At 43.6% G+C, this 15,446-nt stretch carries 8 protein-coding genes and 3 pseudogenes; 7 read left to right on the top strand and 4 right to left on the bottom strand.

Annotation, left to right across the window (positions count from 1 at the left end; translation table 11 throughout):
- The first annotated feature begins 249 nt into the window (after positions 1-249).
- The 3 genes and pseudogenes from ITG10_RS26365 (at position 250) to ITG10_RS18785 (ending at position 2,495) form a co-directional block, all read left to right on the top strand.
- Positions 250-1,073, top strand: a pseudogene (locus tag ITG10_RS26365) (ABC transporter ATP-binding protein).
- A 9-nt stretch (positions 1,074-1,082) separates the two neighbouring features.
- Positions 1,083-2,016 (top strand): annotated as a pseudogene (locus ITG10_RS18780) (ATP-binding cassette domain-containing protein).
- Positions 2,013-2,495: a hypothetical protein gene (locus ITG10_RS18785; protein WP_017630958.1), complete on the top strand. Its 483-nt coding sequence runs from the start codon at positions 2,013-2,015 to the stop codon at positions 2,493-2,495. The pseudogene ITG10_RS18780 and the gene ITG10_RS18785 overlap by 4 nt, the downstream one beginning before the upstream one ends.
- 380 nt (positions 2,496-2,875) lie before the next feature.
- Here ITG10_RS18785 and ITG10_RS18790 read toward each other — a convergent pair whose 3' ends face one another.
- The gene (locus ITG10_RS18790) at positions 2,876-4,855 is read right to left on the bottom strand and encodes a replication initiator protein RctB domain-containing protein (RefSeq protein ID WP_017630957.1); all 1,980 of its coding nucleotides are present in this window, start codon (positions 4,853-4,855) and stop codon (positions 2,876-2,878) included.
- Positions 4,856-6,116: 1,261 nt separating this feature from the next.
- On the opposite strand from ITG10_RS18790, the gene ITG10_RS18795 reads away from it, so the two are divergent.
- On the top strand, positions 6,117-7,334 hold the full coding sequence (locus tag ITG10_RS18795) for a ParA family protein (RefSeq protein ID WP_017630956.1): 1,218 nt from the start codon (positions 6,117-6,119) through the stop codon (positions 7,332-7,334).
- Between the two features lie 5 nt (positions 7,335-7,339).
- Entirely contained in the window at positions 7,340-8,314 is a 975-nt protein-coding gene (locus tag ITG10_RS18800) for a ParB/RepB/Spo0J family partition protein (protein ID WP_017630955.1), read from the top strand.
- Between the two features lie 68 nt (positions 8,315-8,382).
- On the opposite strand, the gene ITG10_RS18805 is transcribed toward ITG10_RS18800, so the two are convergent.
- The 3 genes and pseudogenes from ITG10_RS18805 to ITG10_RS18815 all read right to left on the bottom strand — a co-directional run bounded on the left by ITG10_RS18805 (position 8,383) and on the right by ITG10_RS18815 (position 10,989).
- On the bottom strand, positions 8,383-9,195 hold the full coding sequence (locus ITG10_RS18805) for an IS3 family transposase (RefSeq protein WP_248387065.1): 813 nt from the start codon (positions 9,193-9,195) through the stop codon (positions 8,383-8,385).
- A 26-nt stretch (positions 9,196-9,221) separates the two neighbouring features.
- The gene (locus ITG10_RS18810) at positions 9,222-9,731 is read right to left on the bottom strand and encodes a helix-turn-helix domain-containing protein (RefSeq protein WP_248387066.1); all 510 of its coding nucleotides are present in this window, start codon (positions 9,729-9,731) and stop codon (positions 9,222-9,224) included.
- A gap of 66 nt (positions 9,732-9,797) precedes the next feature.
- Positions 9,798-10,989 (bottom strand): annotated as a pseudogene (locus ITG10_RS18815) (ISL3 family transposase).
- Positions 10,990-11,136: 147 nt separating this feature from the next.
- Between ITG10_RS18815 and ITG10_RS18820 the strand changes: the two are divergent.
- Positions 11,137-13,278: a GNAT family N-acetyltransferase gene (locus ITG10_RS18820; protein WP_017629969.1), complete on the top strand. Its 2,142-nt coding sequence runs from the start codon at positions 11,137-11,139 to the stop codon at positions 13,276-13,278.
- Between the two features lie 431 nt (positions 13,279-13,709).
- Positions 13,710-15,380, top strand: a complete 1,671-nt coding sequence (locus tag ITG10_RS18825) for a FapA family protein (protein ID WP_017629970.1) — start codon at positions 13,710-13,712, stop codon at positions 15,378-15,380.
- Positions 15,381-15,446 lie beyond the last annotated feature (66 nt).

The raw sequence follows: 15,446 nt of genomic DNA on the forward strand, positions 1-15,446 counted from the left end.
TTAATAAATGCCTCATTTAAACTTTGCCAAAGGCATTTTCTGCAATTACATTTAAAAGATTCCCCATAAGAAATGTGGTTTGATCCAACTCTCATTTTCCCCTCTCCCAATTCTTCTTTTCCGCTGAAAATTCGTGAAATAACCCAAGATAAATTTCGAGGCACTTCATTCTTTTTGTGCTCATCGCTTTCGCTAAATTCAACACATGTTAATGATAATAGTTATCAATATCATAGCTGAGTATTTATCATGTCTGTGGGAATTTCAGATACACCACTTCTCGAAGTGAAGAATTTATGTGTCGACTACATCACCGATGACGGTGATTTCAACGCGGTCAAATCCGTCAGCTTTAGCATAGGCCAAGGTGAGATTTTTGGCTTAGCCGGAGAGTCTGGCTGTGGCAAAAGTACCATCGCATTTGCCATTAACCGTCTGCATAAGCCGCCCTCGTTCATATCCGGAGGCCAAATACTCTTTGGTGGACAAGATCTGCTGAGCTTGTCAGACAGCCATTTGAATACCTTGCGCTGGAGTGAGATCGCCATGGTGTTCCAGAGTGCGATGAATTCACTCAACCCTGTATAACCATCGAAGAACAATTTGCTGATGTGCTACGCCACCACAAAGGCATGACCAATGAACAAGCCAAAGATCGCGCAGAGAAGTTACTCGACCTAGTAAACATTCCGCGCAACCGACTCACTGAATACCCTCACCAATTCAGTGGCGGCATGCGTCAACGTTTAGTGATTGCCATTGCCCTCGCCCTCAACCCTAAGCTGATCATCATGGACGAGCCGACTACGGCTTTAGATGTGGTGGTACAGCGCGAGATTTTGCAGCAGATACACCAACTCAGAGAGGAGTTTGGCTTCTCAATCCTCTTTATCACTCACGACTTAGCATTAATGAGCCAACTGTGTGACCGCATTGCCATCATGCGCCATGGCCAAATCGTTGAAGTCAATCAAGCCTACGAGATTCGCAACAATCCGCAGCACTCCTATACCCAAAAACTATGGAGTTCTTTCCCTAATATTCACGAACATGCTCACGCGACAGCGTGCTAGGAGAGCTCTATGTCACAACCAATTTTTCAAATAAAAAACCTCGTCAAAGAGTTCACTGTTGGCGGTGGATTTGGCAAAGAAGAGATATTCAGAGCGCTGCACGGCGTGAGTTTTGACCTATATGCAGGAAAAACGCTGGCACTGGTTGGCGAGTCCGGTTGCGGGAAAAGCACCTGCGCAAGACTGATGACCAAGGTTTACCCTGCGACAGAGGGAGAAATCTTGTTCAACGGCAGAGACATCTCTACGCTCAATAGCCGCAAAGACATCTTGGATTACCGCAGCCGTGTGCAAATGGTGTTTCAAGACCCATTTGGCTCACTCAATCCCACTCACACCATAGAGCACCACTTAACGCGCCCGCTTATAGATCCATAAGCAAGTCGCCAATAAAGCGGCTCTAGAAGAGCGCCTCAAAGAGTTATTGACGCTGGTGGAGTTACCCGTCGAAACTCTCGCGAAATACCCTCATGAGCTCAGTGGAGGCCAAAGGCAGCGGGTTAACCTAGCTAGAGCGCTTGCGGTTGGAGCTGAAGTCATTCTTGCCGATGAACCGACCTCGATGTTGGATGTTTCAATTCGACTTGGCGTGCTCAATCTCATGCAAAAAATGAAGAAAGAGCTTGGGATAGGCTTCTTGTACATTACCCACGACCTTGCGACCGCTCATTACATCGCAGAAGAGACCGCAGTGATGTACAAAGGACAGATCGTTGAATGGGGATCAACCCAATCGATCTTAACGAATCCGCAGCACCCATATACAAAACTGTTGATCTCTGCAGTGCCGGATCCTGATCTGCCATTTGGCGAACTCGTAAAAAATGAGCCAAACTATTCCATAGACGTAGATCGTATTCGAGATCAGAGCAGCGAAATACAACATGAAATTAAGCAAGCATCTGATAATCACTTTGTAAAACAGTGGGATAACGTTGCATGAATGAACTAGACACTTGGTTAGAGCGAGTCGGAGATTGGTACAAAGACCGAAAGCATGATCAATTGGACCGGTTAGAACCTTTGATCTTAACGCCTCCAGATGCACTCTGGGGGCCTTTGATCACGGATGAACAAAGCAAAGGCATCGCATGTTGGTTAGACGGGTGCCTGCGTATCTTTACTTTCTACCGAAATTCAGACCACAACCCACATCACCAAGAAAAGGCGTATCAATATCTGATGTTCGCTTACAGTAAGCTTCAAGCGGTGTGTTGTGACACGAAAGCGGAGCAAGACCTACAAGAGTGGTGTACACAGCGAGTACAACACTTGTGTGTGCTCGCATTGGAGTTTGCGAATCAACAGCAAGAGCCACGCTGGTTACAAGAATCCGAAAAATTGATCGAATCGCATGTTCGCTTCATGGCAAGCCAATCCCAGAACGATGATCAAGGTAACGTAAAACATCAGATTCACTGATCATCCCCTATCGATCCAATATCAACTCATTAAAATGACCGTCTACTTGAAACAATAGGATCCATTGAAAGCATGATCTGACCTTGATCATGCTTCGGTAGGTAATATTATAAGCTACTGATTTTTATAGGTTGCCGGAATTTAGGATAAAAAAAAGCGAGTCCGTTGGGGAACTCGCAAAAAATCTATTCAGTATGATGTAACAAAATATGAGCCAATCTATTAATCATAAGAAAGGACAAAAGGTTGTCTATTCGGGATAAATAATAATCAACTGGATGCGTTACATTGTCATCACTTTGTCAGCATTAGGTGCGATTATTATCAACACCTAATGATGATCAAATGACCTATTCACAACAGTGAAAGGGGGCCGAAAGCTAGTGGCCAATCGCCATTTCATCAAGCGCCAAGAACACATTTTCGTCTAGATGCCCCTCATGCACTTGTTTGCATACCTTACGACGCACCGCCAAACCAGAAATCAGGCGTTCGATAGAGAGATGTCGATTACTGTTGCTATCACGGTCGTTGTATAGCTCAATCAGCTTACTCAATGTTTCGTAAGGGATAGCGTCTTCCCCTACTCTCAGCCAATCAAGCTTCTCAATGAGCTCTGAGCACTCTTCTTTGATCGAGGCATGTGAGTGCCCTGTCATGGCAGATAAAGCCGTTATACTGCGTTCTAGAGCCTCTGCAGAGGTATATTTAGAGAGCGTTATCATGATTTCGTCAGCATTGATCTCAACAGAGTGCTTACGCTGCTTCACTCGACGTCCTAATTTGCCTCTTGGCGACGGTGCCTTACGCTGAATGGGTTCAAACTCACCATCGATAATCTCAGACAGCTCTTCTAGCTTCTGCTTAGACACCATCTCGTTGCGAAGTGGGTTTGGCAGCGTTGGTGCCATGTTACGTTTACCGGCGTTGGTGGTACGTGCTCTTGAATAACGCAGTACTTCTTCCACGTTACATTTGATATCTACTTGATAATCGGTCGTTTTGCCTTTTTCGATCAACGCGGTGATCGTCAAGTGATAACCCCAAAGATTAACCAGGAAGGTATCTTCTTGCTCCCCGACCTCGCCCAACTTTCTCAGTTCGCGGATCAGATCCATCGAAAAACGACGCCAATCGATGTTACGAGCCAATTTCTGATTCAGTTCGCTCAGTAACATACAATCTGAATGACGACGTGCCATACGGCTTCTGAAGTACGAATACATTTGGAAAACCAAGGTATGTTGCTTCAGGATTTCTGGCGGGAACAGGAAGAAATAATCACGAGTCAGGAGCTCTTCGTAGAACGAAGGTTCCCAAACCAGGATGTATAGGTTCGGTTTAATGCGAATTTCGCCGTCAGAGCCCTCTGTAGGCGCTTCTTCCGATGCAGTAATGGTTCTCGCTAAGAATCGGAAACGATCACTCTTAAAGCCTTCTGGCATGTTCTCACTAAGCCAGCGACCAGTAAGCTCATGCAGTTGGAAATCCGTAAACTCGATACGATCAATACTGTCGCGAATCGAGTCACGAGCAGGGCCACTGTCTTTCTTGCCACGCAAAGACAAAATGTCCGTGATGTAGAGTGGTGTTTTGTTCGGCGTATGTTTCGCGTCTAGGTGGTAATCGTCTTGGTGATGATCATGATACTGAACGGTTAGCGTGAACAGCGCGAAAAGCGTCATCAGATCATCGACCGTCATAATGTTTTTAGACGATCTTGTCTCGATCACAGCGCGAGTGCCCGAGATCGAAACCATTGATTTCTGGTAGCTCTTGCGCGTTCTAGGTGGCGCTAACGCTTGATCAATAATGCCCGCCCAATTGGTTGGCGAAACAATGAATTGATCCGCTTCATCTTTCATCGTTGGGGGAGTATTCAGACCATGTTCATTCAGTAAACGTTTGTTTACTTTGGTTTGAGCGAGGGCTTTAGAACGCTTTTGCTTTTCGTTTTGCTTTACGCTTTCTGTGACTAAGCTGGTGGCGCCCAGTACCGATATCAATTGGTTTGGGTTAACAAAGCGATGCAGCATGGTTTTACCTGCAAGGCCTTCTTCAAAACGAACGGGGATTTGTTTGAAAAGACCGATATTTACCGCCGCTCTCAGCCTTTGTTGCAAGGCAGCCCGAGTGACTTGACCATCGGTTGATTCGATAATCTCAGTGGTTGAAACGTATCCGTCTTTGCTGCTAAACCCACGAAGTGAAATTAGGTTAAGAAGCTCAACTATGCTTTTGGTGACACCTTTGAAGTGTTGATATTGTTCTATCCATTCAACGGCTGTTTCAGATACCTCAAATAAATGACCATCTTTGTGGCTTCGTGCCTTAATTAACAATTTCTCTTCTGGTTTCATTTTTGATCCGTATCACACTAACCGTAATTTCACTATAGTTCCTGAATGATAAAGAAAGAATGATCATAAATAAAGAGAATTTATTGGCTTTTAAATAACTGATCTTTTTGATTAATATGATCTTAAATGATTAAGTGATCTAATGATCTGGACGTAAGTTTTCTTTTAAGTTGCTGAATTTGAAGTATTAAAAAAAATCCGTTTGGAAAGCATGATCATAAAGAGTCCGAAACCATGATCATTAAACCTAAGAAAGCATGATCACAGAGCGTCAGAACGATGATCATTAAGTCATTGTAAGCATGATCATTATTGGTTCGAAAGCATGATCATTATACTTGTACAGCTTATCCACAGTCCATAATTCAACATCGTTTGTTAAGTCACTTGTAACTCGTCAATGTGGATAGTTTTGATGGCTTATCTATCGGAACAATGATCAAGTAAGTGCCCTTTTCTATCGTTCCTACCCTATTACATACAAAATTTGTTCTGAAGCCGGTGTTAACGGCTGGCTTGAGTGTCATTAAAGCGGGCCTGCAATACTTAGGAAGCATGATCATGAAATTGTCATGTTTCTGTATTCTGAGTCTGTGCAGATTGAATTTCCAAGCAATGAGGCCTTATAGGCCTTGAATCCCCATTGCAAAAGCATTTGTCCGTAAGTTAGCTGTTAAATTATATGCTTCCGGAACGATATTTACTTGATCATTTTTCCGGAAGTTGATCATTTCGAACAGTCACTCATGCGGATCAATATTGATGAGTTTACACCTTGATCATGCTTCATAATACTGCCTTATCAATTCTCTTACGCCTGATGTATTCCATGATCATTCTTCCGTGTGAGGTTCAACTCTCTTTTATCTAGTGACGCTTCATCTTGTCGTGGTTTTGTATTTGCGATGCTATTTTGGGTTTTCTATTATTTCTTGGTTGAAAAGCTCACAATTTCTAATGCAAATCACACGAACCGTAATCTATGCTTGTATTTCAATCGTTCCGAAGGTTTTTTGCTGAAATTGCATTTACATTGTAAATAAGTGATGCTGTAACATTTAAAATGTAAGCCAGAAATAACATGGTTATGCATGATAAAAACGGTCACTTTTTGTGTTTGTCTTAGTCGTTGTTTCATCAAACTGTAAAAATACAGTCTATTTTATGTGATTTTACTCATAAATGTATGTTCATGTTTTTGTTGTGTTTGTTGTTAATCGCTGTACAATTTGTACTTAGTTAATCATTACGGAAACTGGCAATGAAAAGAGAACAAACGATTGATAAGCTCTATCAGCTGGCCGAACAAACTCAACAAGTTCAGGCTGACCGAATTGAGATTATTTTGGAAGAGCGAAGTGATGAACATTTCCCTCCAATGTCTAAAGCTATGATGGAGACTCGTTCAGGCTTAACTCGTCGAAAATTGGATGAGGCAATTACCAAGCTTGAAGCGGATGGTCACCAGTTTACAAAGAACAACGCCAATCATTACTCGATTTCATTGACTGAAGCTCACATGCTGATGGACGCGGCGGAAGTGCCAAAGTTCCACCAACGCAAACAGCACGCAGACAACAAACCTTGGATTATCAACGTACAAAACCAGAAGGGTGGTACAGGTAAATCAATGACGGCGGTTCACCTAGCGGCTTGTTTGTCTCTGAATTTAGACAAGCGCTACCGTATCTGTCTGATTGACTTGGATCCACAAGGTTCATTACGTCTGTTCTTAAACCCACAAATCAGTGGTGCAGAGCACGACAGTATTTATTCTGCCGTCGATATCATGTTGGACAACGTGCCTGAAGGCCAAGATATTGACCTAGAGTTTCTTCGCAAAAACGTACTCTTGCCAACTCAGTATCCAAACCTAAAGACAATTTCTGCATTCCCAGAAGATGCGATGTTTAACGCTGAAGCGTGGCAAAGCCTCTCTCAAGATCAGTCACTTGATATCGTTCGTCTTCTTAAAGAGAAGCTTATCGACAAAATTGCTGATGACTTTGATGTGATTATGATTGATACCGGCCCGCACGTAGACCCTCTAGTGTGGAATGCAATGTACGCGTCGAACGCTCTTCTGATTCCATGTGCTGCAAAGCGTTTGGACTGGGCTTCAACAGTTAACTTCTTCCAACACTTACCAACCGTGTACGAGATGTTCCCGGACGATTGGAAAGGGCTTGAGTTTGTTCGCCTTATGCCAACCATGTTTGAAGATGACAACAAGAAGCAGGTTTCGGTTCTCACTGAAATGAACTACCTACTGAATGACCAAGTGATGATGGCGACGATTCCAAGAAGTCGTGCTTTTGAAACCTGTGCCGATACTTACAGCACGGTTTTCGACCTCACGGTTAGCGACTTCGAAGGTGGTAAGAAAACTCTGGCTGTCGCTCAAGACGCAGTACAAAAAAGTGCTCTAGAATTAGAGCGTGTATTACACAGCAACTGGCCTTCACTTAATCAGGGATAACAAGAATGGCAATTAAAACATCTGACTTAAATGCAAAGCTATTTGGTAAAGCAAACAAACGTCGCGTAGCAACGCCTCAAGAAGCGCAAACTGCTGCTAAAGAACAGGCTCAAGTGATTGAACTTTCAGTTGCGGGCGAAGAGCTGGTTTCATTTGAATTGGTTCGAATTCCTGCTTCTGAAGTGTCGACTCGAACGGTTGTTTTTGAAGAGAATGCGCGTGAGCAATCTTTCCTAAATGAACACGCGCTTTCTGACGTACTGACGACGTTAAAAGAACGCGGCCAGCAATACCCAGCGGTTGGTCGTAAAAACAAAGATGGCAAGATTGAAGTTCTTGATGGTAGCCGTCGTCGTATGTCATGTATTTTGGCCGACAAAGAGTTCCTTATCTATGTTGCTGAGAATATTAACGGCGACCATGCTAAATTCTTATCTGATGTTGCAAACGCTCACAAACCACTTTCTCTGTATGAGAAGGGCAAAGAGATGCAAGCGAAGCTAGATAAAGGCGAAGCTGAAGATCAAAAAGCACTCGCGAAAATGTTCCAGTGCAGCGAAGCTTTGGTGAGTGGCGCATTGAAAGCGGCTGCTTTGCCACTTGAATTGCTACAAGCTTACCCAAATGTGAGCGACCTTGGTCGTCCAACGATTGTTAAGCTACACAAACAATTTGGTGGCCTAACGAGCGAACAACAACAAACACTACTGACTAAGTGTGATGCTTCAGAAGGTTTTGTATGGCAGCGTAGTGAAGCTCAAGGTGTGACTCGTTTGACCAAAGACGTGACTGAAACCCTAGAAGGTTGGATTCTTGAACTGGCACCTGCGCCAGCTAAGAAAGCGTCTCCAAAAGTTGAGCTAATTAAAGGTCGTGCTTCATACAGCCGCAAAGGTTCAAACTTGGCGTTGAATCTTAAGAAAGTTGATGATGCGACCATGGAAGAAATCCTGGCCTTCGTACAATCGAAGCTCGACTAGATCGACAACTTTCCCTTACTACTCTAAAGCCGCTTTATGAAGTGACCCCGTAAAGTTGGACATTTCTGTTAAGCGGCTTTCAAGGCCTGAGTTCGATATTCCATCGGAGTCAGGCCTTTTAGTTTCACTTTTATACGTTTGGTATTGTAGTACTCGATGTATTCTTTAATTTGCTCTATCAGAGCATCTGCATCTTCAAAGCTTTGGTTGTGATACATCTCTGTTTTGAGTAAAGCAAAAAAGTTTTCAGCAACAGCATTATCCAAGCAGTTACCTTTTCTCGACATGCTTTGCGTTAACCCACTCTCCGCTACCTTTTTCTGATAGTGTCGATGACGATATTGCCAACCTTGATCGCTATGTATAATTGGCTTTGAGTTGGGTTTAAGCGTAGATATAGCCTCCGTCAGCATATCCGTGACAAGCGGCAAACAAGCATTTTTGGCCACTCTATAAGCAACCACTTCCTGAGTAAACAAGTCGACAACGGGAGACAAGTATACTTTCTGCTCTTTGACTTTGAACTCCGTGACATCAGTTACCCATTTTTCATCGGGTTGAGTCGCACTAAAATCTCTTTCAAGCACGTTAGGAGCTGTTGTTCCAGACTTACCTCGGTATGAACGATACTTTTTAATCCTGACCGTCGATTTAAGGTTGAGCTGAGCCATAAGCCTTTGAACCGTTTTGTGATTGAGCACGAACCCCTGATTTTTTAATTCCAAGTGAATACGGCGGTAGCCATATCGGCCCTTATGTTCATGATAAATTGACTTTATCAACTGCAGCTCACGTTCGTAGCTATTTGGGCGCTTGCTTGTTTGAGCCTGATAATAAAAGACACTTTTTGCCAGCTGTAGAGTGTGCAGTAAGTGCTTCAACGGGTACTGGCCTTTAAGAGTTAGAGCTATGACCGCTTTTTATTTGTTCGACGGTTTTTTTCCTGCTCCAACTCTTCCAACTTTTTTAGAACGGCATTCTCGGTTCGTAAGTAGACCAACTCCTCTTTTAGCTCCTCAAGTGTCATTTCATTATCAGGCTTAGTGGTACGTTGAGGTTGCTGTTTCATTGAGGGTCTTCCTTTCTGGCGCATTTTGAGCCCCTTGATACCGAGCTCATTAAATCGTTTGAGCCAGACAGAGAGTATCCCAGGGGATGAGAGGTTTAATACAGCGCTAGTGTGCGTGAGAGACCATTCATTCGTCCACATTAAATTCAATGCTTTTCGTTTTGTCTGAGCAGTAGCAGCATGCTTAGTTGGTAAAAATGAAGCAGTGCCGTGGATGGCAAACACTTGAGCCCAATACCGAACCTGTCTTGACGAAATTGAATATTGTTTGGCTAAGTAGAGAGATGACGTGCCATCTAAGTATTGCTTAGCAATGATACATTTTAGCTCTCGGCTATATTTGGACATAAAAAGACCCCCAATAATTGGTGTCCAACTATTGGGGGTCAGTTCACCATGCGGCTTTTTATTGGTTCATCGCGGCTTTCCGGGGAAAGCCGCTTTTATCTTCAAGAAGAAGTAGTCTGTATCTCGATATCCATACCCCATTCGCTTGATTAACTTTATTTTGTTGTTTATCCCTTCCAATGTGCAGGTGTTGAGCGGATAAGTTGCCGATGCAATAATACCGTGAAGATAAGGCCTCAGTTTTCGTGCAAACTCTTTCAATGGCTTAATTCCACTCTCTTGCACTTGTGCCCACCATACCTCCCAGAGCCCCTTAGCATGTGCTTCTGATTTACAGTACCAAAGCTCTTTGAGTTGTGAGCCGAGTATATAAGTGGCCATCAAGTCCTTATTGATATTCAATATTTCAGTAAGATAGCTATCTTGTCGTGCATTTAAATTACCTCTGTTTTTCAGCAGTACCCAGCGTGAGCGCTTCACCCATTGCCTCGCTTTTTATCCTGCTTGAGTTTGTTAGCTTGGTCGACTCTGACTCTATCCATCACCTCACGACCGAACCTAGCAACAACATGGAATAAGTCGTAAACGATTTTTGCATTCGGGCAGTGCGCTTGAACTTCAAGGTCAAAAGCCGTATTCATGTCCATTGCGACCGCTTCGATATTGTTACCATGCTTGCCTAACTGCTCGAAAAACGGTCGTATGTCCTTGCGGCTACGACCTAACCCTATCCAAATGACTTGGTGAGTCTTAGCATCAGCGATGACTGTGGCATATCGGTGCCCTTTAAAGATGGCGAACTCGTCCATGACGAGTTGCCTTAGCCCTTCCCATTTCACTGACGGTACCACTTGGCGAAGTCGACGTTTATCTATCTCTTTAATGGTGTGCCAATGAACGCTCGTTAACTGGGAGATATGCTTAATGGGAAGAAGAGGCAGTAGTTGTTCTATATAGCTTTTAGACGCGTCGTTATACGAGCATAAGGCTCTAACCAAGATAGAAACTCTGTTTTTATGCCGCAGTCACGACACTTGATCCTTCGAGTTTGAACGGAAAGCTCAACAGGAACATTGAACAACATGGCCTCTTTCACATGACGCCATTGATACTCATGGATAGCCTCAGCTTCAAGACCGCAAAGGCATTTAGCCTCAGAATTAGGTTTAAGAGTTAGTGTAACAAGTGATGCTGTCTGGTGAGACTTTACTATTTTAAAGCCTTCCCAGAATGAAGATAGGAAAGTATGATTCGGCATGAAAACGGTAGTTTGTGTATGATTTTTGTTTGGCGACTAAACCATATCACTTACTACCGTTTTTTTGTTTTTAGTTCCCGCTCATCCGCGATGAACCTTTTTATTTGGCTGTGATAAACTGTGTTTAGACGAATCTGGACACAAACTATGACAAACCCAACCAACACTTTTCTAAACACACTTTCTTATATCGCTCAGCATAACGACCACCGTTATGGCGTTGTCTTTGATGGCGATTTCGATTGGCAAAACTCCGCTGTTATAACCTTTCTTCAAGATGCAGATTCTCAAACCGTTTTCCAGATCGGCGGCACTCCGTTTGAGGGCGCGATTCATGCACCAGTAAAAAAAGGCCAACAACTTCTTGGTCGTGAATGCCAAGTTCTTGTGTGTGATTTTAGAGAGCAATTCGATGCGAATGGTTTTAGTGCAGCATTGGGTTCGTTAGTCGGTGGCGGCTTGTTGTTGGTGTTACCGCCAAAAGTTGATGACTCTGAAGATAGTAAATGCTTTGGTCAATCTTGGTTAAAGCGACATTTTGATAAGCTGCTTTCTGTTTCGCAAAGTGACGAACAGGCGGGCGTGATTGAAGCGGTTAATTCGCTTCCTCAAAAGCTTAATGACGATTATTCGACTGACCGATTTGAACAGCAAAAAGCAGCGGTTGAGTTAGTTAAGAAAGTTGTTACTGGACATCGAAAGCGTCCATTGATTCTGAAAGCAGACCGAGGTCGAGGTAAAAGCTCAACTCTGGGTATTGCAGCCGCGCAGCTTTTGGCAGAGCGAGAGGGCTTAAACATTATTATTACTGCTCCTTTTGTTAAAGCTATTGAGCCCGTATTTTCTCATGCGTTACAGCGACTCGATGGGTGTGAAGTCATTAACGCGACTCACATTGGTTATCAAGGTGGAAGTTTAAGGTTTGTCGCGCCAGATGAGTTACTAAAATCTAAGCCCGATTGTGATCTGTTGTTGGTTGATGAAGCCGCTGCGATTCCAATCCCAATGCTTAAATCTATGGTCGGTAGTTATCATCGTATGGTTTTTTCAACCACAGTTCATGGTTACGAAGGCAGTGGACGAGGGTTTGGAATTAAGTTTGAAGCTTGGCTCTCTGAGCATCGCCCTGGATGGAAAGGCTACAAGCTTGAACAACCTATCCGTTGGAATAACAACGACCCACTAGAGCGTTGGCTATTTGATTGCTTCCTGCTTGGTGAAGATGCGTGCCCGAGCGAATCTGCGGTTGATGAGTCGGACGAGCTTTCTGATGGTACACTCAAGCAACTTAGCTTAGTCGAGTTGTCAAAAGCAGACAGCTTGGTTAACCCTCAAAAACTCCAACAATGTTTTTCTCTTTTAGTCGATGCTCATTATCAGACGTCTCCTAATGATCTAATGCAGTTCCTCAATAACCCAGCTATTCATTTATTTGCCGCTTGGCGGCAAGAAGAGTGTCTTGGTTGTATGTTGGTGACGGAGGAGGGCGGTTTAGATAAAGAGTTGATTGCACAAGTTCAAGTTGGAAAACGTCGTCCACAAGGTCACCTTGCACCAGTTCTGTTAGCTAACCAACTTGGTCCTGTTGAAGCTGCAACTAGCCGCTGTCTTCGAGTGATGCGCATTGCTGTCTCGACGCGTCATCAAGGTTTGGGTATTGGCCGTTGGATGTTAGAGCAGTTATCTGAGCGAGCTGTACAAACAGAGCAAGTTGATTATTTTGCGACGAGCTTCGGCGCGACCAGTGATTTGATTTCTTTCTGGCGAGATAGTGAATTTGTGCCTGTTCATATTGGCCACCAGCGAGATCAGGCAAGCGGTTGTCATTCAGTGTTGATGGTTAAGTCGCTTAACCAAAACTCGCAAAGTTGGATTAGCCAATTGCAACGTCACTTTGAGCGTAGTTTCTGTTTTGTCGTTTCTGGTTCTTTGGCTTCTCTCGAAGTTGATATGGTGCGCTCATTATTGCCAACGCAAGTGGAATCTATGGCTGAGTCTGAAATCCAACTCATCAGGAATTATGTCGATGGTGGTAATAGTTACGACAGCATTGGTTTCAATGTCTTGAATTTGATTTTGCAGAGTAATGGTCGTCAAGTTCACATAGCTGAATCTGACGCTATAACCGATACAGGTTTCGCTGTTTCAGACTTACTTGTCGCGAAAGTTGTACAGCAGAAAGAGTGGGGGACTTGTGTCGAACAGTTTAATCTTGTTGGGCGAAAACAAGCCGAGATTCAATTCCGTCAAGACGTCGATTTCCTATTATCAAATTTACACTGTAAATAGGTAGTTTGGTTTCCCAACTCGTTTTCAGCACTAATTAGATTTACAGTGTAAATTAGAATGTTCGATTTACACTGTAAACTGAAACTCCACATCCAAATCCAGTTTTACCTTCATCATCGCTTTCATTGTCGCCCCACCATTTCTAGTTCGTTCTCTTAAAAACAGCCCTTAATCTTCTAAACCAATTCGTTTTTATCATATTGCTATCACACCTGTTCAACGTTCTCTCGCATGGGAAATACTGAAACTGTTCACCTTTATATTTGTAAAGGTGAAGCGGATCATAAAATAGTTAAGTCTTATTTATGAGTCATGTTTGCAGAATCGAAAGTAAGTGATGTGACGCTGATTATTCTAATAATGTGATACTAAGCGCAGAATGAATTATATAGACTGAATAACAACTGAGTCATTAGGGATACTCAATTCGAATGTGGGATAACATCGTTACACTGTCGGAAGATAAGCAACAGGTGATGGCATGTCTGCCGTCGGGGTTTGTGGTCGACACAAGCTTTGACAATAAGACTCTGCCACCAGCTTTAGAAGCTTTGAACGCATCTAACTATTTTCTTTTTGAAGATGAGGTGCTGCGTTTTGTGACTCTTGCAAAAGAGGGCAAGGGGGAAGCTTATGAAGGAATCTTGATTGCAGAAGTTCGCAATGCCAGTGTCGCGGTCGAATTAACTGATGATGAGATGCTAGCAAGTCTAGTCGTCACTGGTCCATATAATGGACACCCACTACGTGGTAGCGACATCATTCATTGTTTAGCACAAGCTCACATCACGAAAGGCATTAATAAGTTAGCACTCAGAAAAGTATTGATGATGAGTAGCAAACTTAAGCCCGGAGAAAAGTTTACGCAGCCCGTCGCCAAGGGAACACAACCCGTAAAAGGTAAAGACGCAAAGTTCGCGGCCTTGGTTGAAGACATTACTCGACAAGTTTTGAAACCTCGCAGTAAAGACGAAGGCAAGATTGATATGCGAGACTTGGGAGAAACCATTACCGTTGGTCAAAACGACCAGTTAATGAAACGCACTCCCGCGACTAAAGGTATTGCTGGCTTTACCGTTCAAGGTCGAATTATCCCGCCTCTTCCTGGACAAGACAGTTTAATCAAGCCTGGTAAGGGCACCTACATTTCTCCTGATGACCCTAACTTATTACTCGCCTCTTATCCCGGTTTACCCATCATCAAAGATCGCACCATTGAAGTCGATGACGCCTTGTGTGTAAGTAATGTCGATGTATCCACCGGACACGTCAAATTCAAAGGTAATGTGTTTGTCTCTGGCAACATTGAACCGGGAATGATTGTGAAAGCGACTGGCAGTATTACGGTGGGTGGTTTTATTGAATCGGCTGAAGTTCAGGCTCAAGGAGATATCAAAGTCGCGAAAGGTATTATCGGCCACACCACCAAAGAGGGCGAAGCGAAAAGCTGTAAGGTATTCAGCAAAGGTTCCATCACCGCGAGCTACGCTCAGAATGCAGAGTTGCAAACCGCCGGTGACATTCGACTTGGCGTGCACAGCATGAGTAACGACATTCGCTGTGGAAACAATCTTGTCGTAATGGATACCATGAAGAAGCATGGCACGCTCAGTGGTGGCGAAGCCAAAGTCGGTGGAAAGGTCGAATGTGTGTTCTTAGGCGTAGAGGGAGACACGGCAACTAAGGTTCATGGTTTTGCTCGTTACGATGGATACCGACAGAAAATCGCTGAATTAAAGGAAACCTATAAACACACCCAAGAACAAACTATGGATGTGATTCGCCAAGAACTCGAATTTAAGAAACGACCAAAAGCTGAGAGAAGCGAAGAGCAAGCGTTGGAAATAGAACAACAACGAGAAAAGAACAATCAAGCGATTGAAAACACCAAATCACAATTGGATACGCTAGAAGCGGAATTTGAAACCAACCTCGCCGAATGCACCGTTGAAGCGCACGAAAAAGTGTATACCCGAGTGACGATTCAGTTTGGTGATGAAACAGTAACAACCAAGCGTACCCACGGTGGGAGCGTTTTCTCATTCAACCAATATGAGATTCAATGTTCGTTTAAGATGGAACAAGAAGACATTGCTTTGTAGCCTATCTTCATAAGATGAAGCGATGCATGGTCTAAGTGCCAAGACTGACAAATAAAAAAAGGGGGA

The organism is Vibrio sp. ED004 (assembly GCF_023206395.1).
In the GTDB taxonomy this organism is placed as follows: Bacteria; Pseudomonadota; Gammaproteobacteria; order Enterobacterales; family Vibrionaceae; genus Vibrio.